Below are 25,461 nucleotides of genomic sequence, written 5' to 3'. Positions count from 1 at the left end.
CGGCCCCCGCCCCCCGGTTCCCCCGAATGGACGCGTCCCCGTTGCGGGCCGCTCCGGGCCGGGTTCGACTCGGGCCATGAGCACCGACCAGCCGCCGCCGGGCCAGCCGCCCGAGGACGACCCGTTCCTCAAGAAGCCCCAGGAACCGACGCCTCCGCCGTCGGGTGGTTCGCCGTACGGCTCGCCGCCCGCAGGTGCCGGCGGAGGCTTCCCGCCGCCTCCCCCGCCCGGAGGCGGAGGGGGCTTTCCGCCCCCGCCCCCGCCCGGGGGAGGCGGCTACCCGCCCCCGCCGCCCCCGTACGGCGGTGGCCCCGGCGGTGGCGACCCGTACGGCGGTGGCGGCGGCTACGGCATGCCCGACCCGCTCGCCGGGATGCCGCCGCTCGCCGACTTCGGCAAGCGGCTCGCCGCCCGCGTCATCGACCTGCTGATCGTCGCCGTGCCGCTGTTCGTCCTCCAGCTCCTGACCGGTGACCGCAACCGCTACACGGTGGAGACGAACAAGGGCGAGGACGTCACCGAGGTCATCACCAAGTCCTACAGCGGCACCGGCCTGGTCATGACGCTGATCTCGATCGTCGCCTACGTCGGCTACGACTGGTGGTTCGTCAAGAAGAACGGCCAGACCCTCGGCAAGAAGTGGATGGGCCTGCGCGTCGCGATGCTCAACGACGGCAGCGTCCCGCAGTCCAATGCCGCGCTCTCCCGCGCCGCCGTGCTCTGGCTGCCGACGCTGATCTGCTGCTTCTGCCTGTGGCCGATCGCGCTCATCATCTCCATGCTCGTCGACAAGCCCTACAAGCAGGGCCTGCACGACAAGGTGGGCAAGACCGTGGTGGTCCAAGCCACTTAGGAGTACGAGAAGCACCCGGAAGCACCCGGTCCGGTACGCGCGGGCGGTCTCCCCACGGGGGAGGCCGCCCGCGCCGCGCTGTGCGCGGGCCGGGTCAGTGGTGCACGGGGTGCTCGGCCGCGGCCGGGGCGGGGGCCGGGGCGCCCGCCGGCACGCCCTGCGGCACGGCGGCGGGGCCCGCCGGGTACGGGGAGGCGGTGGTGGTCCTCGTACGGGTCGCCGCGTGCCGCCCGCGCCGCCGGGGCAGCGGGACGGTGAGGGCGACGAGGACCCCGAGGGCGAGGGCGGCGGCGGAGATGACCGCGACGCCGAGTCCCGTACGCGTCTGCGAGAGCAGCAGCATGGCGATCGTCGAGACGATGACGGTGGCGGACCCGTAGGCGAGCTGTGCGGCAGTCGGACGCGGCATGGCGATATCCGTCCTCGAAGCGGGAGGGGGAGCCGGCTCGGCCAGGTCTGGCGCCGAGTGACTCTACGACGGTGGATGCCCGAGCGGAACTGCCGGTAAGCACGACCTCACCCACGCGACCGGAAGCAGCGGAGCACGGGGGGCGCACGGGGGGCACCCCTGGGGTCGGGGGGGCGGTGAGGGGCGTGCGGGGCCGGTGGGGTTCGATGGGCCGAGGCCGGGTGTCGAGGCCGGGTGTCGAGGCCCCGCGTCGAGGCCCCGCGTCGAGGTCCGGCGTCGAGACCCGGTGTCGAGGTCCGGTGTCGAGGTCCCGGGACGTCCGTTGAGGGACCGGAAGCGTCGTTCGTCCGATATGGCCGTCAAACGTCCGGATACCGGAACTCGGTGACCGCATAGTGCAGTTGTAAGGAACAAGTCAAGGTCTGTCTTTTCTTGCGAGTCTCCGGTCAAATGTCGTCACTTGAGACGCGCGCCGCACGGAACCCCCCACTCCTTCGGAGAAGTTCCGCACCACTGGGCGGCCGCGGGAGGGGAACGACATCAAGTGACCAGCAATTCGGCCAGAAGAAGAGCACTGCGCGCGACCGCAGTCGGTGTGACCCTGGCGGCGACGGCGGCCACCGGCGCCGCTTTCACGATGGCTCAGGCAGACCCGGGTGCGAAGGTGTCTGCCGCGGAGCGTCAGGACCCGACCGCTCCTTCCAAGGAGAAGGTCGACCACGACCTCGAGGGCCCGTTCAGCAAGCAGCAGGAGCAGGCCCGCAAGGCCGCCCTGGAGCAGGTGCTGAGCGGCAAGAAGGACGTCGAGCAGCGGGGCGCCTCCAAGGTCGTCAAGCTCGACGAGAAGAAGTACGTCGAGCTCGGCCGCGAGAAGACCGACAAGATCTTCACGATCCTCGTCGAGTTCGGCGACCAGGTGGACAAGACCACCATGTTCGACCCGGACGGCCCCGGCCCCAAGCCGCCGGCGCCCAAGTACGGCGGCGACGCCGGCCCGCTGCACAACCAGATCGCCCAGCCCGACCGCTCGACGAACAACAGCACGGCCTGGCGCAAGGACTTCAACCGCGCGTACTTCCAGGACCTGTACTTCGGTACCGGCGCCGGCAAGCACTCGCTGAAGACCTACTACGAGAAGACCTCCTCGGGCCGCTACTCGGTCGACGGCGACGTGTCCGACTGGGTCAAGGTCCCGTACAACGAGGCCCGTTACGGCTCGAACTACTGCGGCCAGTCCAACTGCGCCAACGTCTGGGACACGGTCAAGGACGGCGTGACCGCCTGGGCCGAGGGCCAGAAGAAGGCCGGGAAGACCGACGCCCAGATCAAGGCGCAGCTGGCCCAGTACGACCTCTGGGACCGCTACGACTTCGACGGCGACGGCAACTTCAACGAGCCCGACGGCTACATCGACCACTTCCAGATCGTCCACGCGGGCGAGGACGAGTCGGCCGGCGGCGGCGTGCAGGGCCCGGGCGCACTGTGGGCGCACCGCTGGTACGCCTACGGCACCGAGGCGGGCAAGACCGGCCCGGCGAACAACAAGGCCGGCGGCACCCAGATCGGCAGCACCGGCATCTGGGTCGGCGACTACACGATGCAGCCCGAGAACGGCGGCCTCGGCGTCTTCGCGCACGAGTACGGCCACGACCTGGGTCTGCCCGACCTCTACGACACCTCCGGTGGCGGCGAGAACTCGGTCGGCTTCTGGTCCCTGATGTCGGCCGGCTCCTGGCTCGGCACCGGCAAGGACTCCATAGGCGACCTCCCGGGCGACATGACGGCCTGGGACAAGCTCCAGCTGGGCTGGCTGAACTACGACAGGGCCAAGGCCGCGACGAAGTCCACCCACAAGCTGGGTGTGTCGGCGTACAACACCAAGGACAAGCAGGCGCTCGTCGTCGAGCTGCCGAAGAAGAAGGTCACCACCGAGATCGTCGCTCCCGCCGAGGGTTCCTCGCAGTGGTGGAGCAACATGGGTGACGACCTCAAGAACACCCTCACCCGCTCGGTCGACCTGACCGGCAAGTCCTCCGCGGCCCTGTCGCTCAAGGGCTGGTGGGACATCGAGGCGGAGTACGACTTCCTGTACACGGAGGTCTCCACCGACGGCGGCGCCACCTGGACCGCGCTGGCCGGCACCGCCGACGGCGTGGCCATCCCGGTCGACGCCTCCAACAGCCCGTCGCTCACCGGCGTCTCGGGCGGCTGGAAGAACCTGAACTACTCGCTGAACAACTACGCGGGCAAGAAGGTCGACCTCCGCTTCCGCTACCAGACGGACGGCGGCGCGGGCGGCAAGGGCTTCACGGGCGACGCGCTCAGCATCACGGCGGACGGCTCCACGCTGTTCACCGACGGTGCCGAGAACGGCGACAACGGCTGGACCGGCAAGGGCTTCTCCCGCGTCGGCGCCGGCTTCACCAAGGAGTACGCCCAGTACTACCTGGCCGAGAACCGCCGCTACGTCTCGTACGACAAGACCCTCAAGGTCGGTCCGTACAACTTCGGCTTCGCCAACACCAAGCCGAACTGGGTCGAGCACTACGCCTACCAGGACGGTCTCCTGATCTGGCAGTGGGACACCTCCCAGAAGGACAACAACACCAGCCAGCACCCCGGCGCCGGTCTGATCCTCCCGATCGACGCCAACGCCAAGCCGATGAAGTGGTCGGACGGCACCCTGCTGCGCAACAAGATCCAGCCGTACGACGCCGCCTTCAGCGCCTACAAGACGGATGCGATCACCCTGCACAAGAACGGCCAGGAGCTCTTCCTGAAGCCGAAGCCCGCCCAGCTGGTCTTCGACGACCACAAGGGCAAGTACTACTACGACGAGAACCCGACCGGTTCGGTGAAGACCACTGACACCAACACCAAGATCAAGATCGTGAAGGAGACCTACGACGGTCTCGTCATGACGGTCGAGGTCGGTCCCTCCGTCAAGTAATTCGGTAAAACCGCAGGTCAAAACATGATCGGCCGTCGCCCTCTAGCGGGCGGCGGCCGATCGCGTTTAGATGCGTGGGCTGAGTTTCTTATTGACGGGGGAGATGAAGACATGCCCGGTGGAGGTTTCGTCCGATTGCCAGGCGGCAGCGTGGTCGTCGCGCTCACGCTGCCCAGACCGCCCCTGGAAGGCGCCGTCGCCGGCACTTCCGAGGGCGGAAACGTCCGCGTGCTGGTGCACGCGGTGAACCGGGCCCGCGCCCTGACCAGGCTGCGGAACCTCGGAATGCGCGCCGTCTACCTGCGCGGCAACGCCCAGCCGCCCACCCCGGACGAGATCACCGCCGTCCTGCACCACCCCGACGGCCTGCTGTGGCGCTGCGCGCCCGACCGGGCAGCCGAGCTGTGGCACCCGATCAGGGCCCTGCTGGGGTGACCACGGGGGTCCCGCTCAGCTCCACCCCGGCCTCGCGGAGCTCGGCCAGGGCGCGGGTGGTGGTGTGCGGGGCCACTCCGGCCGTCAGGTCCAGCAGCACGTGGGTACGGAACCCCGCGCGGGCCGCGTCCAGGGCGGTGGCCTTCACGCAGTGGTCGGTGGCGATGCCGACCACGTCGACCTCGGTGACCTGCCGGTCGCTGAGCCACCGGGCGAGCCCGACGCCGTTCTCGTCGGCGCCCTCGAAGCCGCTGTAGGCGGCCTCGTACGCGCCCTTGTCGAAGACGGCCGCGACGGCCCCCGAGGCGACGGCCGGGGCGAAATTGGGGTGGAACCCCACCCCCTCGGTCCCGGCGACGCAGTGCACCGGCCAGGAGGTCTCGTAGTCCGGCTGGGCCGGGGGGTGCGCGAAGTGGGACCCGGGGTCGACGTGGTGGTCGCGGGTGGCCACGACGTGCCGGTAGCCGGCGGTGGCCTGGCCGATGAGCTCGGTGATGGCGGCGGCGACGTCGGCCCCGCCGGTGACCGCGAGGCTGCCGCCCTCGCAGAAGTCGTTCTGGACGTCGACGACGATCAGTGCGCGGTGCATGTCCGGTGCCCTTCGGTTGGGTGTTCCTGTGCTGCGGAGCGGTCCTGGTGCGGCGGCGGGAGCCCTGCGGGGCCTTTCCCCCACCCCGCCCCTTCCCGAAACTGGGGCTCCGCCCCAGACCCCCTACGGGCGCTGCGCGCCCGCGCCCCATCCAGCCCGTCCGGCGTTTGAGGACCGGGTCTGGGCGGAGCCCAGGGAACGGTGGAAGGGCGGGTAGGGGACAAGCCCCGCAGGGCCCGCACCCGCCCCTCCCAGGGGGCTACGCGTACTCGGTCGGGATCACGGCCTCTCCCCGCGAGAGCTGCGTCGCGGAGAGCGGGAGCCCCGCCAGGGCCTCGCGGTGGCGGTCGCGGGCCGCCTCCAGGGACTCGCGGGCCACCACCTCACCCCCCTTGACCAGCTCCACGAGCAGCTGCCGGTCCGCCAGCGCGGACGGCACCGGCCCGGTTCCCAGGACCTCCGCCTCCGCGACCCCCTCGGCGTCGACCCGCCGCGCCGCCCACTTGCGCCCCCCGACGGAGGTCTTGCCCCCGGAGGACTTCTTCGCCACCGAGACCAGCGGTGCCTTCGGATCGGCCGAGGCGGCCCGCGCCACCAGCTTGTAGACCATCGAGCACGTCGGGTGCCCGCTGCCCGTCACCAGCTGGGTGCCGACCCCGTACGCGTCCACCGGGGCGGCCGCCAGCGAGGCGATCGCGTACTCGTCGAGGTCGGAGGTCACCACGATCTTCGTCCCCGTGGCCCCCAGCTCGTCGAGCTGCTGCCGCACCCGGTGCGCGACCAGCAGCAGGTCCCCGGAGTCGATGCGGACGGCGCCGAGGCCCGTCCCGGCGACCTCGACGGCCGTCCTGACCGCCTCCGCCACGTCGTAGGTGTCCACGAGCAGGGTGGTGCCGCTGCCCAGCGAGGCGACCTGGGCGGTGAAGGCGTCCCGCTCGTCGTCGTGCAGCAGGGTGAAGGCGTGCGCGCTGGTGCCGACCGTCGGGATCCCGTACCGGAATCCGGCCGCCAGGTCCGAGGTGGAGGTGAAGCCGCCGACGTACGCGGCGCGCGCCGAGGCGACGGCGGCCAGCTCGTGCGTGCGCCGGGCGCCCATCTCGATCAGCGGCCGGCCGCCGGCGGCCGAGGCCATCCGGGAGGCGGCCGCGGCGATCGCGGAGTCGTGGTTGAGGATCGACAGGATCACGGTCTCCAGCAGCACGCACTCGGCGAAGCTGCCCTCGACGCGCAGGACCGGGGAGCCGGGGAAGTAGACCTCGCCCTCCGGGTAGCCCCAGATGTCCCCGGAGAAGCGGTACGAGGCGAGCCAGTCGAGGGTGCGGGCGTCGACGACGTTCCGCTCGCGCAGGAACTCCAGTACGGCGCCGTCGAAGCGGAAGTTCTCCACCGCGTCGAGCACCCGGCCGGTGCCCGCGATCACCCCGTAGCGGCGTCCCTCGGGCAGCCGCCGGGTGAAGACCTCGAAGACGGAGCGGCGGTCGGCCGTGCCGTTGGCCAGCGCGGCCTGCAGCATCGTGAGCTCGTAATGGTCCGTGAAGAGCGCTGTCGACGGCACGTCCACCGGCAGGCCCAGGTCCGCAGGGTTCATGCGACGGATGCTAGCGCACATCTCGTCAAAGTGACGAGATGTAGGGACCCGTTTGTGCGACGGGCCCCTGTCAGTGGCAGCATGGGACAAGTGAGTGTTGCTCCTGTTGAGATCGAACGCACCGAATCGGCCGAAGAGACCTTCGCGGTCCCGGAACCCGACGTCCCGTGGGTGACCCTGGTGCACAACGACCCGGTCAACCTCATGAGCTACGTGACGTACGTGTTCCAGGCGTACTTCGGCTATTCCAAGGACAAGGCGAACAAGCTGATGATGGACGTCCACCACAAGGGCCGGGCGGTCGTCTCCAGCGGCAGCCGCGAGGAGATGGAACGGGACGTGCAGGCCATGCACGGCTACGGCCTCTGGGCGACCATGTCCCAGGACCGCAACTGATGGGCGGCGTGTTCGAGCCCCTGAAGGCCGGCGGGGCCGCCATCGCGCTGGACGAGATCGAGATCTCGATCCTGCGCTCCCTGGCCGTGCAGCTGCTGGAGCTCATCGGCCCCGGAGAGCCCGAGCCCGACCCGGACGCCGACCCGCTGGCCGCGCTCTTCGCCGCCTCCGACGGCCCGACCGAGCCCCCGTCGGACCCCGCCCTGGCCCGGCTCTTCCCCGACGCCTACGGCGGCCCGGGGACCCCGGCCGACGCCGACGCGGAGGAGCTGCGGGCCCACTCGGCCGAGTTCCGCCGCTTCACCGAGAACGACCTGCGCACCCGCAAGCGGGAGGACGCGCTGGCTGTCGTGCGCAGCCTGGACGGGCTCACCCCGGCCGGCGACGGGGCGGCCGTCCTGGAGGTCGCCGGAGAACTGCGGCTGCGCTGGCTGGGCGCCCTGAACGACCTGCGGCTCACCATCGCGGCCCGCCTCGACATCACGGAGGACGACGAGAGCGCGGTGCTGTTCCGGCTGCCGGACGACGATCCGCGCAAGCCGATGGTGATGGCGTACCTCTGGCTCGGCGGCCTCCAGGAGACCCTCGTCGAGACGCTCGCGGACACTCTCTGAGGACTTCTCGAGGACCCTCTGAAGATCCTCAAGTAGGTCCGCCGTTCGCTCAGCGGACGCTCAAATCCGGATAACGATCAGATCACCACGATGTGGTGATCTGATCCATTTCAGGGCCTATGTCCTGATTTTTTTATGCCCTGCGTCACAATTTCTGCCCTCCTGCACCCGTAAGCGCGTGATAAATCTTGCGCGGCCGCCGACGGGGCGCCACCCATGTCCCCCGGCCTGCTTGAACCGGCTGACCGCCGGCGTGCAACTCCATCCGTATCCGGGGGGATCGAGGACCCGATCCGCTGCCAGTCATGGCGCGGGTCGGCGTGGAGAAAGGCGCACCAAGACATGACCTCCGTACAGGTCGACGAGCAGCAGCACGACACCACCGAGGGCGACGGCTACCACCGCGCACTCGGCGCCCGCCAGATCCAGATGATCGCGATCGGCGGCGCCATCGGCACCGGCCTCTTCCTGGGCGCCGGCAAGGCCATCTCCAAGGCCGGTCCCAGCCTGATCCTGGCCTACGCCATCGCGGGCCTGGTCATCTTCTTCATCATGCGGGCCCTGGGCGAACTGCTCATGTACCGCCCGGTGTCCGGCTCCTTCTCGGACTACGCCCGTGAATTCCTCGGCCCGTTCTGGGGATACGTGACCGGCTGGACCTACTGGCTCTTCTGGGTGGTCACCGGCATCACCGAAGTCACCGCCGCCGCCCAGTACATGTCGTACTGGACCCATGACAGCTTCCCGCAATGGGCGTACGCGCTGATCTTCACGGTCATCCTCTACGGCGCCAACCTGATCTCCGTGAAGCTCTTCGGCGAGCTGGAGTTCTGGTTCTCCATGGTCAAGGTCACCGCCATCGTCGGCATGATCCTGATCTGCGCCGGCATCCTCACCATCGGCTTCTCCGACGCCGCGGACACCGCCACCGTCTCCAACCTGTGGAACGACGGCGGCTTCTTCCCCAAGGGCATCGGCGGCACGCTGATGACCCTGCAGATCGTGATGTTCGCCTTCCTCGCCGTCGAGCTGGTCGGCGTCACCGCCGGCGAGTCCAAGGACCCCGAGAAGACCCTGCCCAAGGCCATCAACACCGTGCCGTGGCGCATCGCCGTCTTCTACGTCGGCGCGCTCATCATGATCCTGTCGGTCGTCCCGTGGCACGAGTTCCAGCCCGGCGTCAGCCCCTTCGTCGCCGCCTTCGAGAAGATGGGCCTCGGCGTCGGTGCCGCGATCGTCAACTTCGTCGTCCTGACCGCGGCCCTGTCCTCCTGCAACTCGGGCATGTACTCCACCGGCCGCATGCTGCGCGACCTCGCCCTCAACGGCCAGGGCCCGAAGTTCTTCACCCGGCTCACCAAGAACGGCACCCCCCTGATCGGCACCACCTTCTCGGCGGCGCTGATGCTGGTGGGCGTCTGGATCAACTACGTCGCCCCGGGCAAGGCCTTCGACTACGTCGTCTCCTTCGCCACCATCTCCGGCATGTGGGCCTGGATCATGATCCTGGTCTGCCAGATCCGCTACCGCGCAGCCTCCGACCGCGGCGACCTCCCCAAGTCCCCGTTCCGCGCCCCCGGCGCCCCGTACACGAGCTATTTCGCCCTGGCCTTCATCGGCATGGTGATCGTGATGATGGGCGTCGACAAGGACGCCCGGGTCTCGCTCTACTGCGCCCCGCTGTGGGGTCTGCTGCTGGGCGTCTCCTACCTGGTGATGAAGTCCCGCGACCCGCGCGGCGCCGCCTTCACCAAGGCCTCGTAGGGCCTCCTCGAACCGTGGGTCCCGGCCGCCTGCTACGGCCGGGAACCGCGCGGCTTTCCGGCGCGATCCCGTGCGCACAGCGGGCCGTGTCCATCATTCGGGCCCGCCCATACCAGTCCTCGGTACGGGCGGGCCCGTCTGCTTATCCTGTCGCTCATGCTGACCATCACCCAGGACCTGTACGACCGGATCGTCGCGCACGCCCGTCAGGACCACCCCGACGAGGCCTGCGGCGTGGTGGCCGGCCCGGCGGGCACGGACCGCCCGGAGCGGTTCGTGCCGATGCTGAACGCGGCCCGCTCGCCCACGTTCTACGAGTTCGACTCCAAGGACCTGCTGAAGCTCTACCGCGAACTGGACGACCGCGACGAGGAGCCCGTCGTCGTCTACCACTCGCACACCGCCACCGAGGCCTACCCCTCGCGCACGGACGTGACGTACGCGAACGAGCCCGGCGCGCACTACGTACTGGTCTCCACGGCGGACAAGGACGGCCTCGGGGAGTTCCAGTTCCGGTCGTACCGGATCGTCGAAGGCGTGATCACGGAGGAAGAAGTGCAGGTCGTAGCGGCCTACTGAGGATCAGGAACCGGCCCGATTCTCACGATGTGAGCGATATCCGTCCACGATGCGGAATCACACTCCAAACCAGGGGTCGGGAATCGTTAACATGACCGCATGGTTTCCCACGACGTGAGCATCGAGACGCCCGGCAGGCTGCTGCTTGTGGCGCGGCTGCACGTCGACCTGTGCCGCCTCGCCAGCGCCATCTGTACTGCCGCCTGAGCCCCACGGCGGCCCCCTCGCGGGGCCGCGCGCTCACGCCCGCTCCGCTTCGCCCGCCTTCCCTTCACCATCCTGACTGGAGCCTGCCATGGCCATCGAGGTCCGCATCCCCACCATCCTCCGCACCTACACCAACGGCGAGAAGGCCGTCACGGGCGCGGGTGCGACGCTCTCCGAGCTGTTCTCCGACCTGGAGACCCGCCACAAGGGCATCCAGGAGCGCATCATCGACGAGGCCAAGGGCGGCGAGCTGCGCCGCTTCGTCAACGTCTACCTCAACGACGAGGACGTCCGCTTCCTCGACGGCATCTCCACCGCCCTCAAGGACGGCGACAACGTCACCATCCTCCCGGCCGTAGCCGGCGGATCGAAGTAATGCGCTACGACTCCCCCCTGGCCGCGGTCGGCAACACGCCGCTGGTACGCCTGCCCCGGCTCTCGCCCTCGGACGACGTCCGCATCTGGGCGAAGCTGGAGGACCGCAACCCGACCGGCTCGATCAAGGACCGCCCCGCGCTCCACATGGTCGAGCAGGCCGAGAAGGACGGCCGGCTGTACCCCGGCTGCACGATCCTGGAGCCCACCTCGGGCAACACGGGCATCTCCCTCGCCATGGCCGCGAAGCTCAAGGGCTACAAGATCGTGTGCGTCATGCCGGAGAACACCTCCCAGGAACGGCGCGACCTCCTGGCCATGTGGGGAGCCGAGATCATCCCGTCGCCGGCGGCGGGCGGCTCGAACACGGCCGTCCGCGTCGCGAAGGAACTGGCCGAGCAGAACCCCACCTGGGTGATGCTCTACCAGTACGGCAACCCCGACAACGCGGGCGCCCACTACGCCACCACGGGCCCGGAGATCCTCGCGGACCTCCCCTCCATCACCCACTTCGTGGCGGGCCTGGGCACCACGGGCACGCTGATGGGCGTGGGCCGCTACCTGCGCGAACACGTCCCCGGAGTCAAGATCGTCGCAGCGGAACCGCGCTACGACGACCTCGTCTACGGCCTGCGCAACCTCGACGAGGGCTTCGTCCCCGAGCTGTACGACCCCTCGGTCCTGACGACCCGCTTCTCGGTGGGCTCGGCGGACGCGGTCACCCGCACCCGGGAGCTCCTCCAGCAGGAGGGCATCTTCGCGGGCGTCTCCACGGGCGCGGCCCTGCACGCGGCGATCGGCGTGGGCCGCAAGGCGGTGGCGGCGGGCGAATCGGCCGACATCGTCTTCGTCGTGGCCGACGGCGGCTGGAAGTACCTGTCGACGGGCGTCTACACGGCAGCCACCACGGAAGAAGCCATCGAAGTCCTCCAGGGCCAACTCTGGGCGTAGCCCGAACCGGTCCCCGGACCCGCTCCTCAAACGCCGGAGGGGCTGTGTGCGGCGCCGTTGCCGGGGACCAGTCCCCGGACCCCTGCGCCTCAAACGCCGGCGAGGCTGGATTTGGCCGGCCTCGGCCTGCACGTGAACGCCGGACGTCCGGACAACCCAGCCGTCCGGCGCTTGAGGACTGGGGTCCGGGCAAAGCCCGGGGAACGGTGGAAGGGCGGGTAGGGGACTTCGCCCCGCAGGGCCCACCCAGCCGCACCCGCCCACCGGGCCAGTGCCGGGACGGCAGTGGCGGCAGCGCCGACCGGCCACCGCCGGACGGAGTCCGGCGCAGCGGCGCGAAGCCGGTAAGGCCCCCCCCAGGGGCCGCACCGCGCGAGCGGCGCGTCAAGAAGGCGCCAGCAGTGCGGCCAGCACCCCCGCGTGACTCTCCCCCGGATCCTTGACGGCAGTCAGCAGCGTGACCGTCCCGCCCGCGGCAGCGACCCGCAGCCGCGCCAACTCCGCCACCGCCTCCTCCGAGCGAAGCTCCACCGCGTACCGCTCCCGGAACTCCGCCACGGACCCGCCCCCGTGGAACCACTTCCGCAGCTCCCCCGAAGGGGCAACGGCCTTGGCCCACTCGTCGACCCCCGCCGCCTCCTTCGACAGCCCCCGCGGCCACAGCCGGTCCACGAGCACGCGGACCCCGTCCAGCCCCGGCTCGGGGGGATCGTAGACCCGCTTCAGCCGGACGCCCCGTGCCCCCCGAGTCCCCCGAGCCCCTTCACCTCGTCCCACACCGCCGGATCCACCGTCCCCAGCCGCCGCGCCCTCGCGAACTCCCATACCGACACCTCCACCACCCGGTCCGCCTCCAGGAACCCGCCCCGGGCCCCGACCACCCCCGGCGGCAGCGGGATCACCCCGGCGCGCCGGTCGTCGTACTTCCCGGTGATCCGCGCGATCCGCGCCCGGTGGCCCCGTACGCCCAGCACCAGCACGGGCCGCCCGTCCTCCAGGGACCACAGCTCGCCGGCCTCCGGCCGCGGCAGCGGTCCCGGTCCGTGGGGCGGGTCCGGGGCCCGGCGGACCCGCCGCGCCCGCCGGGGGAGGAGCACCAGCAGGATCACGATCACCACCGCGGCGACCGCAGGCCACCAGGACGTGTCCATACTCCGACCGTAGTCCTGCCCGCCGCCCCCGGCACGGCAGCGGCATGCCCTCCCCACGGCAACCCACGGCAACCCGGGGCCGCCCCGTCGCTCCCCCGGGTGACAGCTCAGGTGATTCGCCCCACAACGGCCCGCCGCGGAGGAGCGACCGGACGTTTCGCGCCTTACGCTCGACCCACGCACGGCCCGCATTCCGTCCACGGACCGTCCACGGAGGTTCACGCTCCATGAAGCTCACCGTCGTCGGCTGTTCGGGCTCGTTCCCGTCCGCGGAATCGGCCTGTTCGAGCTACCTCGTCGAGGCCGACGGCTTCCGGCTGCTCCTCGACATGGGCAACGGCTCCCTCGGGGAGCTCCAGCGGCACATCGGGCTCTACGATCTCGACGCGATCTTCCTCAGCCACCTGCACGCCGATCACTGCATCGACATGTGCGCGTACTTCGTCGCCCGCTTCTACCGCCACGAGGGCGGCCGCTGCGGCACCATCCCCGTCTACGGCCCCGAGGGCACCGAGAAGCGGCTGTCCACCGCCTACGAGGACGTGCCCGACGAGCGTTCCATGAGCGAGGTCTTCGACTTCCGGACCCTGAAGTCCGGCACCTTCGAGATCGGCCCGTTCCAGGTCCGCACCGAGAAGGTCTGCCACCCGGTCGAGTCCTATGGGATCCGCGTCGAGCACGGCGGCCGCGCGCTGACGTACTCCGGCGACACCGGCGTCTGCCCCGAGCTGGGGCTGCTCACCGAGGACACCGACCTGTTCCTGTGCGAGGCCTCCTTCACGCACGGCAAGGAGGACATCCCGGACCTCCACCTCAACGGCCGCGAGGCCGGCGAGTTCGCCCGCGCGGGCCGCGCCGGCCGCCTCGTCCTGACCCACATCCCGCCGTGGACGGACGCCGAACGCAACCTGGCGGACGCCCGCGCGGTCTACGACGGCCCGGTGGAGCTCGCGTACACCGGCGCGGTGTACGAGGTCTGACCCTTCTGGCGGCCCTGCCCGTACGCGAAAGCCCCCGCCCTCCCTTCCGGGAGAGCGGGGGCTTCGTGCGTACCCGCGTGCGGTACGTACCTGCTTACTTGGCCTCGGCCTTGGCCAGCTCGGCGAGCTCCTCGTCGGACTCGCGGCCCGGCGTCGGGAGGTTCCACTTGGTGATGGCGAAGCGGAAGATGAAGTAGTAGACGACCGCGAAGCAGAGGCCGACGCCGACCAGGCCCCACGGGTTGTTCGCGATGCCGAGGTTCAGGACGAAGTCGACCGCGCCGGCCGAGAAGCCGAAGCCGTCACGCATGCCCAGGGCCCAGGTCAGCGCCAGGGAGACACCGGTCAGGACCGCGTGGATCGCGTAGAGGACCGGGGCGATGAACATGAAGGTGAACTCGATGGGCTCGGTCACGCCGGTCACGAAGGCGGTGAGCGCGAGGGAGAACATCATGCCGCCGACGACCTTGCGGCGCTCGGGGCGCGCGCAGTGGACGATCGCGAGGCAGGCGGCCGGGAGGGCGAACATCATGATCGGGAAGAAGCCGGTCATGAACTGTCCGGCGGTCGGGTCACCGGCGAGGAAGCGGCCGATGTCACCGTGGACGGCACCGGTCGGGGTGTCGAAGGAGCCGGCCTGGAACCACGGGAAGGAGTTCAGCAGGTGGTGCATGCCGATCGGGATCAGCGCACGGTTGGCGACACCGAAGATGCCCGCGCCGACGGCGCCGGAGCCGGTCAGCCACTCACCGAAGTTGTGCAGACCCGAGCCGAGGACCGGCCAGATGAGACCGAAGACGATGCCGGTGACCAGACCCGCGAAGGCGGAGAGGATCGGAACCAGGCGGCGGCCGCCGAAGAAGCCCGCCCAGTCCGGCAGCTTGGTCCGGTAGAACTTCTGGTAGAGCAGGGCCGCGATGACACCCATCACGACACCGCCGAGGACACCGGCGTTGACCGGGGCGTCCACCATGACGATCTTGTCGCCGACGACCGTGGCCTTCTGCGGCAGGTTGCTGTCGGTGAAGGTGGCGAGCACCTTCTGGAAGACCAGGTAACCGGTGACGGCCGCGAGGGCGGTCGAACCGTCCGACTTCTTGGCGAAGCCGATCGCGATGCCGACGGCGAACAGCAGCGCCATGTTGTCGAGGATCGCGCCACCACCGGCGGCCATGTAACCGGCGATCTTGAGGACGAACGTCGGGAAGACGTCCTTGTCGCCGAGCATGTCGCCCGCGCCCAGGCGGAGCAGGAGCGCGCCGGCAGGCAGCACCGCAACGGGGAGCATGAGGCTCCGGCCGATGCGCTGCATGACGGCCATCACGCCAGCGCCCTTCTTCTTTTCCGCAGCGGTGGCTGTGGACATGGTCTTCCTCCAGTGGACAAGGCTCTGCCAGGACGTGGAACACGGGGGGTTGGCAGCGTCTCGGAACGGGGGACCGCGGGGCCGAAAGGCCTACGTGGTCTACACCACTCAGTGGTGTAGACCAGTTGTAGCACGGTGAGGTCCGCGTAAGGAACCCACCAATTCCGTGGTGGAAGACACACCGGGGCATACACGGCAAAGGCCCCCGGACCCTGTGGATCCGGAGGCCTTCGTCTCGTATATGTGGGCCCTGACCAGGGCTTATGGCATCAAGCGGGAGGGTCGTGCGCGCCCCGGGGCGGGGCCCTGCGGCGGCCCCGGGCGGGACGGCCGGCCGCGGCCGGGCGGGGCTTCGGGCCCCCTCCGGCCCGCGGCTCGCGCGGGCCGGAAGTCCCGGGGCGGGGGCCGGGGCAGGGGGAAGGCGGGGCTCAGGCCTTCGTGTTCTCCGCCTGCATCGCCGCGATCTCCTCGTCCGACTCCCGGCCGGGCGTCTTGATGTCCCACTTGGTGATCGCGAAGCGGAAGATGCCGTAGTAGACGACCGCGAAGCAGAGGCCGATCGGAATGATCGCCCAGGGCTTCGTCGCCAGGCTCCAGTTGATGAGGTAGTCGATCAGGCCGGCCGAGAAGCTGAAGCCGTCCTTGACCCCGAAGGCCCACGTCACCGCCATCGACACGCCCGTCAGCACCGCGTGCACCGCGTACAGCGCCGGCGCCAGGAAGAGGAACGAGTACTCCAGCGGCTCGGTGATGCCGGTGACGAACGAGGTCAGGCCGACCGAGAGCATCAGGCCGCCGACCTCCTTGCGCCGGGCCGGCTTCGCACAGTGCGTGATGGCCAGCGCCGCCGCGGGCAGCGCGAACATCATGATCGGGAAGAAGCCGGTGAGGAACTGGCCGGCGTTCGGGTCGCCCGCGAGGAACATCGGGATGTCACCGTGGACCGTCTGCCCGTCCGGCTTGGTGTAGCTGCCGAACTGGAACCACACCGGCACGTTCAGGAACTGGTGCAGGCCGATCACCAGCAGCGCGCGGTTCGCGACGCCGAAGATGCCCGCGCCCAGCGATCCCAGGCCCACCAGCCAGTCCGAGAAGCTCTCCAGCGCATTGCCGATCGGCGGCCAGATCCACAGGCAGAGCACGGCGAAGACGATCGCGACGAGGGTCATGATGATCGGGACCAGGCGGCGGCCGTTGAAGAAGCCGAGCCAGTCGACCAGCTTCACGCGGTGGTAGCGCTGCCAGAACCAGGAGGCCAGCAGGCCCATGACGATGCCGCCGAACACCCCTGGGTTCTGGTACGTGTACTCGGTGAGGGCGTCCCCGGCCCCCAGGCAGGCCCCCTTGATGTCCTTGGTCCCCTCGGGGCAGGACTTGGGGAAGGCGTGCAGCACGCTCCGGTAGACGAGGAAGCCGACCACCGCCGCGAGGGCCGTCGAGCCGTCCGCCTTCTTGGCCATGCCGATCGCGACGCCGATGCAGAAGAGCAGCGGCAGGCCGATGTCGGCGCTGAGCAGGGCGCCGCCCGCGGCGGCCATGATCTTGGCGACGTTCGTCCAGCCCAGACCGTCCTTGCCGAACACGTCGTCCTGGCCGAACCGGTTCAGGATGCCCGCCGCCGGCAGGACGGCGATCGGCAGCTGGAGGCTGCGGCCCATCTTCTGCAGCCCTTGGAACAAGCCGTTCCACCACTTCGGCTGTGGCACTGCTGCGGCGCTGCTCGCGCTCATCCGCGTCCTCCCTGACCGGCCCGTTTTTGGCAGTCGCGACACTTGCGGCACACTGGTGTAGACCACTTGTGTTGCGGTCGCATTTCACCCGCCTTGAGGGCAGGCTGATGCTGATCATCATCATTCGGCAGATACCGGGCATGTGCCCGCGTAGCTGGTCCAAACGTGGGCTACCGTGACGAAGCGGACCGCCCTGTTGGGGCGGTCGGATGTCAGTCGGACTCGTTCTTCGTAGAACTCAGGGAGAAACACATGGCCACCAAGGCTGAGAAGATCGTCGCCGGGCTCGGCGGCATCGAGAACATCGAAGAGGTCGAGGGCTGCATCACCCGCCTGCGCACCGAGGTCATCGACCCGAGCAAGGTCGACGAGGCCGCGCTGAAGGCCGCCGGCGCCCACGGCGTCGTCAAGATGGGCACCGCGATCCAGGTCGTCATCGGCACCGACGCCGACCCCATCGCCGCCGACATCGAAGACATGATGTGAGCTGAGCCCACCGGCTCGCACGCGCCCCCGCGCGCACCCGTACGTACGACAGGACCCCGCCCGGACGCACCCGGACGGGGTCTTCTCGTTCCTCCGCACCGGCTAGGCTCGGTGCCATGTCTCGCATCGACGGCCGTACGCCCGAACAGCTCCGCCCGGTCACCATCGAACGCGGATGGAGCAAGCACGCAGAGGGCTCCGTCCTCGTCTCCTTCGGGGACACCAAGGTCTTCTGCACCGCCTCCTTCAGCGAAGGCGTCCCGCGCTGGCGCAAGGGCAGCGGCGAAGGCTGGGTCACCTCCGAGTACTCGATGCTGCCCCGCGCCACGAACACCCGCGGCGACCGCGAATCCGTACGCGGCAAGATCGGCGGCCGCACTCACGAGATCTCCCGCCTGATCGGCCGCTCGCTGCGCGCCGTCATCGACTACAAGGCCCTCGGCGAGAACACCATCGTCCTGGACTGCGACGTCCTCCAGGCCGACGGCGGCACCCGCACCGCGGCCATCACCGGCGCCTACGTGGCCCTGGCCGACGCCATCTCCTGGGGCCAGGGCAAGAAGCTCATCAAGGCCGGCCGCAAGCCCCTCACCGGCACCGTCGCCGCCGTCAGCGTCGGCATCGTCGACGGGGTCCCGCTCCTCGACCTCTGCTACGAGGAGGACGTGCGCGCCGAGACCGACATGAACGTGGTCTGCACCGGCGACGGCCGCTTTGTCGAGGTCCAGGGCACGGCCGAGGGCGAGCCCTTCGACCGCAAGGAACTCAACGCCCTCCTCGACCTGGCCTCCGGCGGCTGCGCCGACCTGGAAGCCCTCCAGCTCGGCGCCCTGGAGCTCACGCTCTAGAGCTCGCGGCAACCGCGCGGCCCGTCCGCGCGTCTGTGTGGATACGGGTGCACGGCGTCGAAGCCGTGCGCCCGTCCACGTACCTGCACGTCCACATCCTCCTGGGGGCCGAAGTGAAGCCGAAGTACCGCCTCGCGGCCGTTGCCCTGACGGCAGCGCTCGCCATACCCGCGATCACCTCCTGCGACGCCATCTCGACGGCGATGGACTGCGCGAGCACGGCGGTCGCCATCACGGACGGCGCCAACGACCTCCAGCAGGCGGTCTCCCAGGCCGGGAACAGCCCGCAGGACGCCCAGAACGCGCTCAACGCGATCGAGGCCAACCTCAAGAAGATCGGCGACCAGACCGACAACGCCGACCTGAGCAAGGCCATCTCCTCGATGAACACGGCCGTCCAGAACGTCCGCACCTCCATCGAAAGCGGCACCACCGCCCCGGACATCACCCCGGTCGCGGACGCGGCGAAGGAGATCTCGAAGGTCTGCTCCCCGGGCTGACCCCGGCCGGGGCCCCGGCGCGGCCCGGGATAATGACCCCATGACCTCGACGCCGACTCCGCCCAGCTCTGCCAGCCGCCTGATCCTCGCCACGCGCAACGCGGGCAAGGTCACGGAACTCCGCGCCATCCTGTCCGCCGCCGGCCTGCCGCACGAGCTGGTCGGCGCGGACGCGTACCCGGAGATCCCGGACGTCAAGGAGACCGGCGTCACCTTCGCCGAGAACGCCCTCCTCAAGGCCCACGCCCTGGCGCAGGCCACGGGCCTGCCGGCGGTCGCGGACGACTCGGGCCTCTGCGTGGACGTACTGAACGGCGCCCCGGGCATCTTCTCGGCCCGCTGGGCCGGCTCCCACGGCGACGACGCCGCGAACCTGGCCCTGCTCCTGGCGCAGCTCGGCGACATCGACGACGAACACCGCGGCGCCCACTTCTTCTGCGCGGCCGCCCTCGCCCTCCCCGACGGCACGGAACGCGTGGTCGAAGGCCGCCTCCTGGGCACCCTCCGCCACACCCCGTCGGGCACGGGCGGCTTCGGCTACGACCCGATCCTCCAGCCCCTCGGCGAGTCCCGCACCTGCGCGGAACTCACCCCGGCAGAAAAGAACGCCATCTCCCACCGAGGCCAGGCCTTCCGAGCCCTGGTCCCGGCGGTCCGCGAACTGCTGGGCTGACGCCCGCAGGAATGCCGACGGCCCCGGTCCCTGCTGCTGGACCGGGGCCGTCGCTTCCGATGTGCGGCTGGAGGGACTCGAACCCTCAAGGGATTTCTCCCACAACTACCTAAAAGTTGCGCGTAGGCCAATTCCGCCACAACCGCCCTAAACCGGGTAAATTCGGACATCGGCCCGGTTCGGCTTCGTCAGTCTACGGCCGTCCGGCTCGGCTGTGCGACTGACTTGTGTCGGCGATTTCCACACCACGTGTCCGTCAGCGCATGGCAATTGGGGCACAGGAGTCGAAGGTTCTCCCGTCGGTCATCGCTCCAGTCGCCGTTGATGTGATCGACCTCCAGCGTCATCGGGCGTCCGTGCCACTCGGGCGGTGTGCCGCACCTTTCGCAGCATTCCTCGACTCCCACCTCCCGAAGGGCGCGGCGGAGCAGATGTGTGCGGGTGCGCTGCCTCCGCTCGTGCTTGACGAGGATCTCCTCGGCCGGTTTCACCGGCGTGGGGCCAGGCTTGCCGCGCTGATGGGCCTGGCCGAGGAAATGCTCGGTCGAGAGGTCCTCCTCCCGTATCCACCGGTGCAGATTCCTGCGCTGGGTGCCGCTGTCGGGCAGCCCCAGGCGCCTTAGTGTCTCGGCCAATGAGTGGGACGCTTCGACCGCGTGGCGCAGATCGGCACCATCCGGGCGCGATGCCCTCGTGCGGCCGCGCCGGCTCCGCGTGAGGTGCGAGACGTCGACCCCGTGCTGGGCGAACCGCCGCCGCAGGTGGCGTTCGAGCTCCGGGTACGGCTTGGCGACGAGACGGGCGATGACCTCCTCCATCGAAGTGCAGCCCGCAGCTGCCGCGGCCAGTGATTCATGGGTGTGCCGCACCAGGGCGCTCACGCGGCCGCTCCGTGTCGCCGCTTGCCGCGGCCACGGTATGTGTCGGTCGTGGAGTGGCAGTTGGGACACAGGAGGCGGAGGTTGGCCGCCTGGTTGTTTCGCCAATCGCCGTCGAGGTGGTCGACCTCCAGAGGGAGCGGTTCCCCCTGCCAGATCGGTTCGATGCCGCACATCGCACAGCGTTCGGGGATGCCCAGCTCGGCGAGTGCTCCCCTGAGCTGCTCGCCCTGGCGTCGGCGGATGCGGGGGTCCTGCTGCTTTACGAGGATCGCCTCCGGCGTCCGCCGGCTCTTGGGGCGGCCTGCGGGGGAGGGGAGCCTGAAATGCGAGGTGTCTATGCAGAAGGCCTTCACCCGGCGGCTGATGTGCGTGTGGTGGCCGCCTACGACGTCCAGGCCGAGGTGCCTCAGGACCTCGCACATGTTCGTCGAGGACGCGACCGCCTCCTCCAGGATCTCCTTCGTCCACTTGAGGGCTCCCTCCCGCTCGAAGTGGGAGACGTCCACGCCCAGCTTCCGCATGCGGTCGAGCAGGTATCGCCGCGACCCGCCCTTCGGGTCCACCCCCAGCTTCGTCAGCGCCTCGGTCAGTGTCCGTGACCCGTCCGCCGCCTCCGCGAGGCGTTCCCTCGTGTACGGGCTGATCGGCATCCGCGTCCCCTCCGTCCCGGCCGCGCGTGCGGCCCTCGTACGGAGTAACGGACCGATGGTCGGACAGTTGCGGCCGGATTCGTCCGGCAAGCAGAGCGGCCCGCACCGGGTGGGTGCGGGCCGCTGTGCGAGGAGAGGGGTGGGGTCAGATGCCCAGGTCCTTGATGATCTTGGCTACGTGGCCCGTGGCCTTGACGTTGTAGAGGGCGCGTTCGACCTTGCCCTCCTCGTCGACGATCACCGTGGAGCGGATGACCCCGGTGACGGTCTTGCCGTAGAGCTTCTTCTCGCCGAAGGCCCCGTACGCCGTCAGGACCTCCTTCGAGGGGTCGCCGACCAGGGTGACCTTCAGGTGCTCCTGCTCGCGGAACTTCGCCAGCTTCTCCGGCTTGTCGGGCGAGACGCCGATGACGTCGTAGCCGGCCGTGGCCAGGACCGCCAGGTTGTCCGTGAAGTCGCAGGCCTGCTTCGTGCAGCCCGGCGTCAGCGCGGCCGGGTAGAAGTACACGATGACCTTGCGGCCCTTGTGGTCGGCGAGCGAGATCTCGTTGCCGTCCGCGTCGGGCAGGGTGAAGGCGGGGGCGATGTCGCCCGGCTCAAGTCGCTCGCTCATTCTCAACAGTCTCCTCGGGAGGGGATCGGTACGGTGTCGAGACTAAGCTGCTGACAGACTGTTCATGGTGGGCTACGCCCGCCGTGGGACCGACCACGACGACGGAGGCAGCGCGGTGCCGGAAGCCAGGACCCCCGCACAGATCGAGGCGGACATCGTCCGCCGCCGCGAGCAGCTCGCCGAGGCGCTCGACGAGATCGGGGTGCGCATGCACCCCAAGACGATCGTCGGGGACGCCAAGGCGAAGGTGGTCGGCAACATCGACCACGTCGTCGGCCGCGCGGTGGCGACGGTGAACCGCCTCGTCACCGACGCCCGCGACGGGCTGCGCCACGACGACGGCGCTCCGCGCGTCGAGCGGATCGTGCCGGTGGCGCTGCTCGCGGCCGGAGTCGTGGGCCTGCTGGTGATGTCGGCGCGGCGCAAGCGCTGATGACCCTGCGGGGTGCGGGGCGGGTGCGGGCGGGTAGGTTCGGGGCGTGAGCGAGAACACCACCACCCACGACAAGCTGCCCATCCGGATGCTCCACGACCGCGTGCTCGTGAAATCCGATTCGCCGGAGGGTGAGCGCCGCTCGGGCGGCGGCATCCTGATCCCGGCGACGGCCGCGGTGGGCAAGCGGCTGGCCTGGGCCGAGGTGGTTGCGGTCGGGCAGAACGTACGGACGGTCGAGCCGGGGGACCGGGTCCTGTACGACCCCGAGGAGCGGGCCGAGGTGGAGGTGCGCGGGGCGACGTACCTGCTGATGCGGGAGCGGGACCTGCACGCCGTGGCCGCCGAGCGGCTGGGGTCGGAAGACTCCACGGGGCTTTACCTCTAGCCCTGAGTGGTCTGAGGAAGGGCCGGTGACCATCGTCACCGGCCCTTTTCGTTCAGTTTTGCTACGGTGGTGGGGAACCCCCGACGAGACGCGCCGTACCGGGTCGCCCTTGGCCAGTGGCCAGTGGCTGCATGACAAGACGACGCACCCCGTTCCGCTCTCGTTCCGGAGGTGCCTGTCATGGCCTGGGTTCTGCTTCTTCTCGCCGGTCTGCTCGAAGTCGGCTGGTCGATCGGCATGAAGTTCACCGAAGGGTTCACGCGGCTGTGGCCGAGCGTGTTCACGGGCGCCGGCATCGTGGCGAGCATGGTGCTGCTGTCGTACGCCGCCAAGACCCTGCCGATCGGTACGGCCTACGGCGTCTGGGTCGGCATCGGCGCGGCCGGGGCGGCGGTGCTCGGCATGGCGGTGCTGGGGGAGCCCGTCACCGCCGCCCGGATCTTCTTCATCTGTCTGCTGCTGGTCGCCGTGGTGGGGCTGAAGGCGACCTCCGGTCACTGAGTCAGTGAGCCGGTTACTCCAGTAGGTCCGCCGGTGGGCGGAGGCCTTCTGTGGTGCCGCCGCCCTGGGCGCCGCCCGTCGTGGCGCCGTTCGTGGTGCCGGCGTCGGTCTGGCCGCCGGTGGTGTCGCCTCCGGTGGTGTCGCCCCCCGTGGTCTGGCCGCCGTCCGTGCGGCCGCCGGTGGTCTGGCCGCCGTCCGTGCGGCCTCCCGTGGTCTGGCCCCCGTTCGTCTGCCCGGTGGTCGGCGGGGTCCGGGTCGGGCGGCCGGGCCGTCCGGTGGGGCGGTCGCCCGGGGTTTCCTGTGGGGACTCGTCCGGGCTCGGGTCCGCGGGCGGGGGCTGCGGCGGCCGGTTGGCGCCCGGCATGAGCTCCAGATCGAAGTCCACGGGGTCGCTGTCCGCCAGGGCCGTCTTCGTGTACTGGGCCCAGATCCGGGCCGGGTAGCCGCCACCGCTGATGCGGGCCTCGCCCAGGGCCCCGTAGAGGGATTCCAGGGACCCGGTGTCCGGGTCCTGGCCCATCATCGAGACGACCGTGACCAGGTCCGGGGTGTACGCCGCGAACCAGGCCGAGCGGTCCAGTTCGCCGGTCCCCGTCTTGCCGGCGGCCGGGTGGCCGGCGGCCAGGGCGGCCGTACCGGTGCCGTTGTCCACGACGCTGACCAGCATGGACGTGGTGGTGTCGGCGGCCTCGCGACTGATGGCCTGGGCCGGATCGCGCGCCGGGAGCGGGACGGAGTCCCCCTCCTTGGTGATCTTCTCGACGAAGGTGTGCGGGATGCGGCGGCCGTGGGCGGCGAGGGTGGCGTAGGCCTGGGTCATGTCCAGGACGCTGGCCTGCATGGTGCCCAGGGCCATGGCCGGTCCCGGGTCGAAGTTCGGGGTGTCCTCGGGGATGCCGAGGGCGATGGCGGTCTGCTTGACCTTGTCGGTGCCGACGTCGACGACCATCTGGGCGAAGACGGTGTTGACGGAGAGGTCGGTGGCGGTGTTGACGGTGATGTTGCCGTAGCTGACCTGCCCCTCGTTCTCGGGCATGTAGGGGATGCGGGTGCCGACCACGCGCCGCTTGTTGTCGCCGTTGTAGATCGTGTACGGGGTGATCGTGCGGCCGTCCTGGGTGCGGGAGTCGTTCTGCACGGCGGAGGCGAAGACGAACGGCTTGAAGGTGGAGGCCACTTGGTAGTCGTGCCGGGTGGCGTTGTTGACGAACTGCTTGGTGTAGTCGATGCCGCCGTACAGGGCGACGACCTTGCCGGTGGCCGGGTCGATGGAGACGGCTCCGGTGCGTACGACGCGGTCCGCCTTGCGCTTGTCGGGTTCGAGCTCGCTGACCACCTTGTCGTCGACGGCGTCGACCATGGCGGTCTGGCGGGCCTTGTCGATGGTGGTGGTGATGCGGTAGCCGCCCTCGGCGAGGGTCTTGTCGTCGAGGATCTTGTTCTCGACGATGTAGTCCTTGATGGCTTCGACCAGGTAGCCGCGCTGTCCGGACAGGCCCGCGGCCGGGCGCACCTTGCCGGGCTCGGGGAACTGGGTGGCCGCGCGTTCGGCGGGCGTCATCCAGCCCTTCTTGACCATGCCGTCGAGCACGTAGTTCCAGCGGGCGAGGGCGCGGCCGCGGCCCTGGGGGTGGGCGACGACGTCGAAGGCGCTGGGGGAGTTGAGGAGGGTGGCGAGGTAGGCGCCCTCGGCGGCGTTGAGTTTGCCGACGTCCTTGCCGTAGTAGGCCTGGGCGGCGGCCTGGATGCCGTAGGCGTTGCGGCCGAAGTAGCTGGTGTTCAGGTACCCCTCGAGGATGTAGTTCTTCGACTTCTCACGACCGAGCTTGATCGCGATGAAGAACTCCTTCACCTTCCGCTTGATCGTCTGCTCCTGGCCCAGGTAGTAGTTCTTGACGTACTGCTGGGTGATCGTGGAGCCGGACTGGGTGCCCTTGCCGGTCGCGGTGTTCCAGGCCGCGCGCAGCATCGCCGCGGGGTCCACCGCCCGTTCGGAGTAGAAGTCGCGGTCCTCGGCGGCCAGTACGGTCTGCTGCACCGTCAGGGGGACCTGGGAGAGCGGTACGTTGACGCGGTTGACCTCGCCGTCACGGGCGAGCTGGGTGCCGTCGGTGTAGAGGTAGACGTTGGACTGCGCGGTGGCGGCCGCGTTGGCGGGCGGGATGTGGACCAGCAGGTAGCCGGCCACGAGGGCGCCGCAGAGCAGCAGGGCGCCGAGCAGGAACGCGCCCAGCACCATGCGCCAGGTCGGGAGGAGCCGGCGCCAGCCGGTGCGCTTGCGCTTGGCCTTCTTCGCCGCCTTCGCCCGCTGTCTCTCCGCCCGCTTGGCCTCCTTGGGGTTCCGGGGCGGCTCGGGCGTTGCGGGGGGCGGGTCGGCGCCCGGTGCCTGCTGTCCTTCGGGGGTGTCGGGATCGCGAGGCGTCCAGCCGGGCGGTGGTGACGGGTCGCTCATCTCCGGGACTCCTCGGCGCCGTACGAAATATCCACATCTGTACCTCATGCTGTCTACCCGATGGCCGCCGCTTCCGCTCCGGACGGGCGTAATTCGTTC

The 25,461-nt window shown here is 69.9% G+C and carries 29 protein-coding genes and 1 tRNA gene; 18 read left to right on the top strand and 12 right to left on the bottom strand.

Translation table 11 applies throughout. From position 1 onward, the window contains the following. The first annotated feature begins 76 nt into the window (after positions 1 to 76). The gene (locus NLX94_RS15410) at positions 77 to 853 is read left to right on the top strand and encodes an RDD family protein (protein ID WP_254383274.1); all 777 of its coding nucleotides are present in this window, start codon (positions 77 to 79) and stop codon (positions 851 to 853) included. A gap of 94 nt (positions 854 to 947) precedes the next feature. Here NLX94_RS15410 and NLX94_RS15405 read toward each other — a convergent pair whose 3' ends face one another. Then, positions 948 to 1,262, bottom strand: a complete 315-nt coding sequence (locus tag NLX94_RS15405; protein WP_254383273.1) for a hypothetical protein — start codon at positions 1,260 to 1,262, stop codon at positions 948 to 950. A gap of 544 nt (positions 1,263 to 1,806) precedes the next feature. Here NLX94_RS15405 and NLX94_RS15400 point away from each other — a divergent pair. Both NLX94_RS15400 and NLX94_RS15395 read left to right on the top strand, forming a co-directional pair. Then, positions 1,807 to 4,212, top strand: a complete 2,406-nt coding sequence (locus NLX94_RS15400) for an immune inhibitor A domain-containing protein (RefSeq protein ID WP_254383272.1) — start codon at positions 1,807 to 1,809, stop codon at positions 4,210 to 4,212. 111 nt (positions 4,213 to 4,323) lie between these two features. Then, a complete protein-coding gene (locus NLX94_RS15395) occupies positions 4,324 to 4,647 on the top strand; it encodes a hypothetical protein (RefSeq protein ID WP_254383271.1) in 324 nt (107 codons plus the stop codon). On the opposite strand, the gene NLX94_RS15390 is transcribed toward NLX94_RS15395, so the two are convergent. Continuing rightward, positions 4,628 to 5,236, bottom strand: coding sequence for an isochorismatase family protein (locus NLX94_RS15390; protein WP_254383270.1), 609 nt, complete (start codon positions 5,234 to 5,236; stop codon positions 4,628 to 4,630). The genes NLX94_RS15395 and NLX94_RS15390 overlap by 20 nt on opposite strands. Positions 5,237 to 5,495: 259 nt before the next feature. Then, a complete protein-coding gene (locus NLX94_RS15385) occupies positions 5,496 to 6,824 on the bottom strand; it encodes a nicotinate phosphoribosyltransferase (RefSeq protein ID WP_254383269.1) in 1,329 nt (442 codons plus the stop codon). Between the two features lie 81 nt (positions 6,825 to 6,905). Here NLX94_RS15385 and clpS point away from each other — a divergent pair, with 81 nt between their 5' ends. The 7 genes from clpS to NLX94_RS15355 all read left to right on the top strand — a co-directional run bounded on the left by clpS (position 6,906) and on the right by NLX94_RS15355 (position 11,710). Then, entirely contained in the window at positions 6,906 to 7,220 is a 315-nt protein-coding gene (gene clpS, locus NLX94_RS15380) for an ATP-dependent Clp protease adapter ClpS (protein WP_254383268.1), read from the top strand. Then, positions 7,220 to 7,834, top strand: a complete 615-nt coding sequence (locus NLX94_RS15375; protein WP_254383267.1) for a DUF2017 domain-containing protein — start codon at positions 7,220 to 7,222, stop codon at positions 7,832 to 7,834. Before clpS ends, NLX94_RS15375 begins: the two co-directional genes overlap by 1 nt. A 342-nt stretch (positions 7,835 to 8,176) precedes the next feature. Next, the gene (locus NLX94_RS15370; protein WP_254383266.1) at positions 8,177 to 9,598 is read left to right on the top strand and encodes an amino acid permease; all 1,422 of its coding nucleotides are present in this window, start codon (positions 8,177 to 8,179) and stop codon (positions 9,596 to 9,598) included. Positions 9,599 to 9,754: 156 nt separating this feature from the next. Continuing rightward, a complete protein-coding gene (locus NLX94_RS15365; protein WP_254383265.1) occupies positions 9,755 to 10,177 on the top strand; it encodes a Mov34/MPN/PAD-1 family protein in 423 nt (140 codons plus the stop codon). A 99-nt stretch (positions 10,178 to 10,276) separates the two neighbouring features. Beyond that, a complete protein-coding gene (locus NLX94_RS39605; RefSeq protein ID WP_323182362.1) occupies positions 10,277 to 10,384 on the top strand; it encodes a putative leader peptide in 108 nt (35 codons plus the stop codon). Positions 10,385 to 10,472: 88 nt separating this feature from the next. Next, positions 10,473 to 10,760 carry a MoaD/ThiS family protein gene (locus NLX94_RS15360; RefSeq protein WP_254383264.1) on the top strand — a complete coding sequence of 96 codons (288 nt, stop codon included), beginning with the start codon at positions 10,473 to 10,475 and terminating at the stop codon, positions 10,758 to 10,760. Then, positions 10,760 to 11,710 carry a PLP-dependent cysteine synthase family protein gene (locus NLX94_RS15355; RefSeq protein WP_254383263.1) on the top strand — a complete coding sequence of 317 codons (951 nt, stop codon included), beginning with the start codon at positions 10,760 to 10,762 and terminating at the stop codon, positions 11,708 to 11,710. The genes NLX94_RS15360 and NLX94_RS15355 overlap by 1 nt, the downstream gene beginning before the upstream one ends. A gap of 384 nt (positions 11,711 to 12,094) precedes the next feature. Here NLX94_RS15355 and NLX94_RS15350 read toward each other — a convergent pair whose 3' ends face one another. Both NLX94_RS15350 and NLX94_RS15345 read right to left on the bottom strand, forming a co-directional pair. Then, the gene (locus tag NLX94_RS15350; RefSeq protein WP_254383262.1) at positions 12,095 to 12,388 is read right to left on the bottom strand and encodes a DUF488 domain-containing protein; all 294 of its coding nucleotides are present in this window, start codon (positions 12,386 to 12,388) and stop codon (positions 12,095 to 12,097) included. Positions 12,389 to 12,432: 44 nt separating this feature from the next. Next, positions 12,433 to 12,861, bottom strand: a complete 429-nt coding sequence (locus NLX94_RS15345; protein ID WP_254383261.1) for a hypothetical protein — start codon at positions 12,859 to 12,861, stop codon at positions 12,433 to 12,435. Positions 12,862 to 13,088: 227 nt separating this feature from the next. Here NLX94_RS15345 and NLX94_RS15340 point away from each other — a divergent pair, with 227 nt between their 5' ends. Beyond that, positions 13,089 to 13,841 carry an MBL fold metallo-hydrolase gene (locus tag NLX94_RS15340; RefSeq protein WP_254383260.1) on the top strand — a complete coding sequence of 251 codons (753 nt, stop codon included), beginning with the start codon at positions 13,089 to 13,091 and terminating at the stop codon, positions 13,839 to 13,841. A 94-nt stretch (positions 13,842 to 13,935) separates the two neighbouring features. Here NLX94_RS15340 and NLX94_RS15335 read toward each other — a convergent pair whose 3' ends face one another. Both NLX94_RS15335 and NLX94_RS15330 read right to left on the bottom strand, forming a co-directional pair. Then, positions 13,936 to 15,207 (bottom strand): PTS transporter subunit EIIC, encoded by a 1,272-nt coding sequence (locus NLX94_RS15335; RefSeq protein WP_254383259.1) that lies wholly within the window; start codon positions 15,205 to 15,207, stop codon positions 13,936 to 13,938. A gap of 428 nt (positions 15,208 to 15,635) precedes the next feature. Then, complete coding sequence (locus NLX94_RS15330; protein WP_254383258.1) at positions 15,636 to 16,937, bottom strand: PTS transporter subunit EIIC; 1,302 nt, start codon at positions 16,935 to 16,937, stop codon at positions 15,636 to 15,638. Between the two features lie 165 nt (positions 16,938 to 17,102). On the opposite strand from NLX94_RS15330, the gene NLX94_RS15325 reads away from it, so the two are divergent. The 4 genes from NLX94_RS15325 (at position 17,103) to rdgB (ending at position 19,444) form a co-directional block, all read left to right on the top strand. After that, positions 17,103 to 17,423 carry a PTS glucose/sucrose transporter subunit IIB gene (locus tag NLX94_RS15325; protein ID WP_308402432.1) on the top strand — a complete coding sequence of 107 codons (321 nt, stop codon included), beginning with the start codon at positions 17,103 to 17,105 and terminating at the stop codon, positions 17,421 to 17,423. A gap of 116 nt (positions 17,424 to 17,539) precedes the next feature. Continuing rightward, positions 17,540 to 18,271 carry a ribonuclease PH gene (gene rph, locus NLX94_RS15320; RefSeq protein ID WP_243337256.1) on the top strand — a complete coding sequence of 244 codons (732 nt, stop codon included), beginning with the start codon at positions 17,540 to 17,542 and terminating at the stop codon, positions 18,269 to 18,271. Between the two features lie 47 nt (positions 18,272 to 18,318). After that, positions 18,319 to 18,771, top strand: a complete 453-nt coding sequence (locus NLX94_RS15315; RefSeq protein WP_308402431.1) for a hypothetical protein — start codon at positions 18,319 to 18,321, stop codon at positions 18,769 to 18,771. 40 nt (positions 18,772 to 18,811) lie between these two features. Beyond that, complete coding sequence (gene rdgB, locus NLX94_RS15310; RefSeq protein ID WP_254383257.1) at positions 18,812 to 19,444, top strand: RdgB/HAM1 family non-canonical purine NTP pyrophosphatase; 633 nt, start codon at positions 18,812 to 18,814, stop codon at positions 19,442 to 19,444. Between the two features lie 62 nt (positions 19,445 to 19,506). On the opposite strand, the gene NLX94_RS15305 is transcribed toward rdgB, so the two are convergent. The 4 genes from NLX94_RS15305 to bcp all read right to left on the bottom strand — a co-directional run bounded on the left by NLX94_RS15305 (position 19,507) and on the right by bcp (position 21,588). After that, positions 19,507 to 19,590: transfer RNA gene (locus NLX94_RS15305), tRNA-Leu, on the bottom strand. A 42-nt stretch (positions 19,591 to 19,632) separates the two neighbouring features. Beyond that, a complete protein-coding gene (locus NLX94_RS15300) occupies positions 19,633 to 20,325 on the bottom strand; it encodes an HNH endonuclease (protein ID WP_254383256.1) in 693 nt (230 codons plus the stop codon). Then, entirely contained in the window at positions 20,322 to 20,975 is a 654-nt protein-coding gene (locus NLX94_RS15295) for an HNH endonuclease signature motif containing protein (protein WP_254383255.1), read from the bottom strand. Before NLX94_RS15295 ends, NLX94_RS15300 begins: the two co-directional genes overlap by 4 nt. A 145-nt stretch (positions 20,976 to 21,120) precedes the next feature. After that, complete coding sequence (bcp, locus tag NLX94_RS15290) at positions 21,121 to 21,588, bottom strand: thioredoxin-dependent thiol peroxidase (protein ID WP_250741149.1); 468 nt, start codon at positions 21,586 to 21,588, stop codon at positions 21,121 to 21,123. A 64-nt stretch (positions 21,589 to 21,652) separates the two neighbouring features. Here bcp and NLX94_RS15285 point away from each other — a divergent pair, with 64 nt between their 5' ends. From NLX94_RS15285 to NLX94_RS15275, 3 genes are all read left to right on the top strand, one after another. Then, a complete protein-coding gene (locus tag NLX94_RS15285) occupies positions 21,653 to 22,021 on the top strand; it encodes a DUF3618 domain-containing protein (protein ID WP_254383254.1) in 369 nt (122 codons plus the stop codon). Between the two features lie 46 nt (positions 22,022 to 22,067). Beyond that, the gene (locus NLX94_RS15280) at positions 22,068 to 22,409 is read left to right on the top strand and encodes a co-chaperone GroES (RefSeq protein WP_250741151.1); all 342 of its coding nucleotides are present in this window, start codon (positions 22,068 to 22,070) and stop codon (positions 22,407 to 22,409) included. Positions 22,410 to 22,589: 180 nt separating this feature from the next. Then, entirely contained in the window at positions 22,590 to 22,910 is a 321-nt protein-coding gene (locus NLX94_RS15275; protein ID WP_030026576.1) for a multidrug efflux SMR transporter, read from the top strand. A gap of 13 nt (positions 22,911 to 22,923) precedes the next feature. On the opposite strand, the gene NLX94_RS15270 is transcribed toward NLX94_RS15275, so the two are convergent. Continuing rightward, entirely contained in the window at positions 22,924 to 25,362 is a 2,439-nt protein-coding gene (locus tag NLX94_RS15270; RefSeq protein WP_254383253.1) for a transglycosylase domain-containing protein, read from the bottom strand. Positions 25,363 to 25,461: the final 99 nt, after the last annotated feature.

This window comes from Streptomyces sp. TBY4 (assembly GCF_024213195.1).
In the GTDB taxonomy this organism is placed as follows: Bacteria; Actinomycetota; Actinomycetes; order Streptomycetales; family Streptomycetaceae; genus Streptomyces.
Note: the sequence above shows the minus strand (reverse complement) of the source record. Positions and strands in the feature narration are given on the sequence as shown.

Coding starts and splice junctions, on each gene's coding strand:
- NLX94_RS15330 (WP_254383258.1), bottom strand. CDS start 16,937: ATGAGCGCGAGCAGCGCCGCAGCAGTGCCACAGCCGAAGTGGTGGAAC.
- NLX94_RS15395 (WP_254383271.1), top strand. CDS start 4,324: ATGCCCGGTGGAGGTTTCGTCCGATTGCCAGGCGGCAGCGTGGTCGTC.
- NLX94_RS15345 (WP_254383261.1), bottom strand. CDS start 12,861: ATGGACACGTCCTGGTGGCCTGCGGTCGCCGCGGTGGTGATCGTGATC.
- NLX94_RS15355 (WP_254383263.1), top strand. CDS start 10,760: ATGCGCTACGACTCCCCCCTGGCCGCGGTCGGCAACACGCCGCTGGTA.
- rph (WP_243337256.1), top strand. CDS start 17,540: ATGTCTCGCATCGACGGCCGTACGCCCGAACAGCTCCGCCCGGTCACC.
- NLX94_RS39605 (WP_323182362.1), top strand. CDS start 10,277: ATGGTTTCCCACGACGTGAGCATCGAGACGCCCGGCAGGCTGCTGCTT.
- NLX94_RS15390 (WP_254383270.1), bottom strand. CDS start 5,236: ATGCACCGCGCACTGATCGTCGTCGACGTCCAGAACGACTTCTGCGAG.
- NLX94_RS15385 (WP_254383269.1), bottom strand. CDS start 6,824: ATGAACCCTGCGGACCTGGGCCTGCCGGTGGACGTGCCGTCGACAGCG.
- NLX94_RS15375 (WP_254383267.1), top strand. CDS start 7,220: ATGGGCGGCGTGTTCGAGCCCCTGAAGGCCGGCGGGGCCGCCATCGCG.
- NLX94_RS15270 (WP_254383253.1), bottom strand. CDS start 25,362: ATGAGCGACCCGTCACCACCGCCCGGCTGGACGCCTCGCGATCCCGAC.
- clpS (WP_254383268.1), top strand. CDS start 6,906: ATGGGACAAGTGAGTGTTGCTCCTGTTGAGATCGAACGCACCGAATCG.
- rdgB (WP_254383257.1), top strand. CDS start 18,812: ATGACCTCGACGCCGACTCCGCCCAGCTCTGCCAGCCGCCTGATCCTC.
- NLX94_RS15275 (WP_030026576.1), top strand. CDS start 22,590: ATGGCCTGGGTTCTGCTTCTTCTCGCCGGTCTGCTCGAAGTCGGCTGG.
- NLX94_RS15340 (WP_254383260.1), top strand. CDS start 13,089: ATGAAGCTCACCGTCGTCGGCTGTTCGGGCTCGTTCCCGTCCGCGGAA.
- NLX94_RS15365 (WP_254383265.1), top strand. CDS start 9,755: ATGCTGACCATCACCCAGGACCTGTACGACCGGATCGTCGCGCACGCC.
- NLX94_RS15285 (WP_254383254.1), top strand. CDS start 21,653: ATGGTGGGCTACGCCCGCCGTGGGACCGACCACGACGACGGAGGCAGC.
- bcp (WP_250741149.1), bottom strand. CDS start 21,588: ATGAGCGAGCGACTTGAGCCGGGCGACATCGCCCCCGCCTTCACCCTG.
- NLX94_RS15405 (WP_254383273.1), bottom strand. CDS start 1,262: ATGCCGCGTCCGACTGCCGCACAGCTCGCCTACGGGTCCGCCACCGTC.
- NLX94_RS15370 (WP_254383266.1), top strand. CDS start 8,177: ATGACCTCCGTACAGGTCGACGAGCAGCAGCACGACACCACCGAGGGC.
- NLX94_RS15335 (WP_254383259.1), bottom strand. CDS start 15,207: ATGTCCACAGCCACCGCTGCGGAAAAGAAGAAGGGCGCTGGCGTGATG.
- NLX94_RS15360 (WP_254383264.1), top strand. CDS start 10,473: ATGGCCATCGAGGTCCGCATCCCCACCATCCTCCGCACCTACACCAAC.
- NLX94_RS15295 (WP_254383255.1), bottom strand. CDS start 20,975: ATGCCGATCAGCCCGTACACGAGGGAACGCCTCGCGGAGGCGGCGGAC.
- NLX94_RS15410 (WP_254383274.1), top strand. CDS start 77: ATGAGCACCGACCAGCCGCCGCCGGGCCAGCCGCCCGAGGACGACCCG.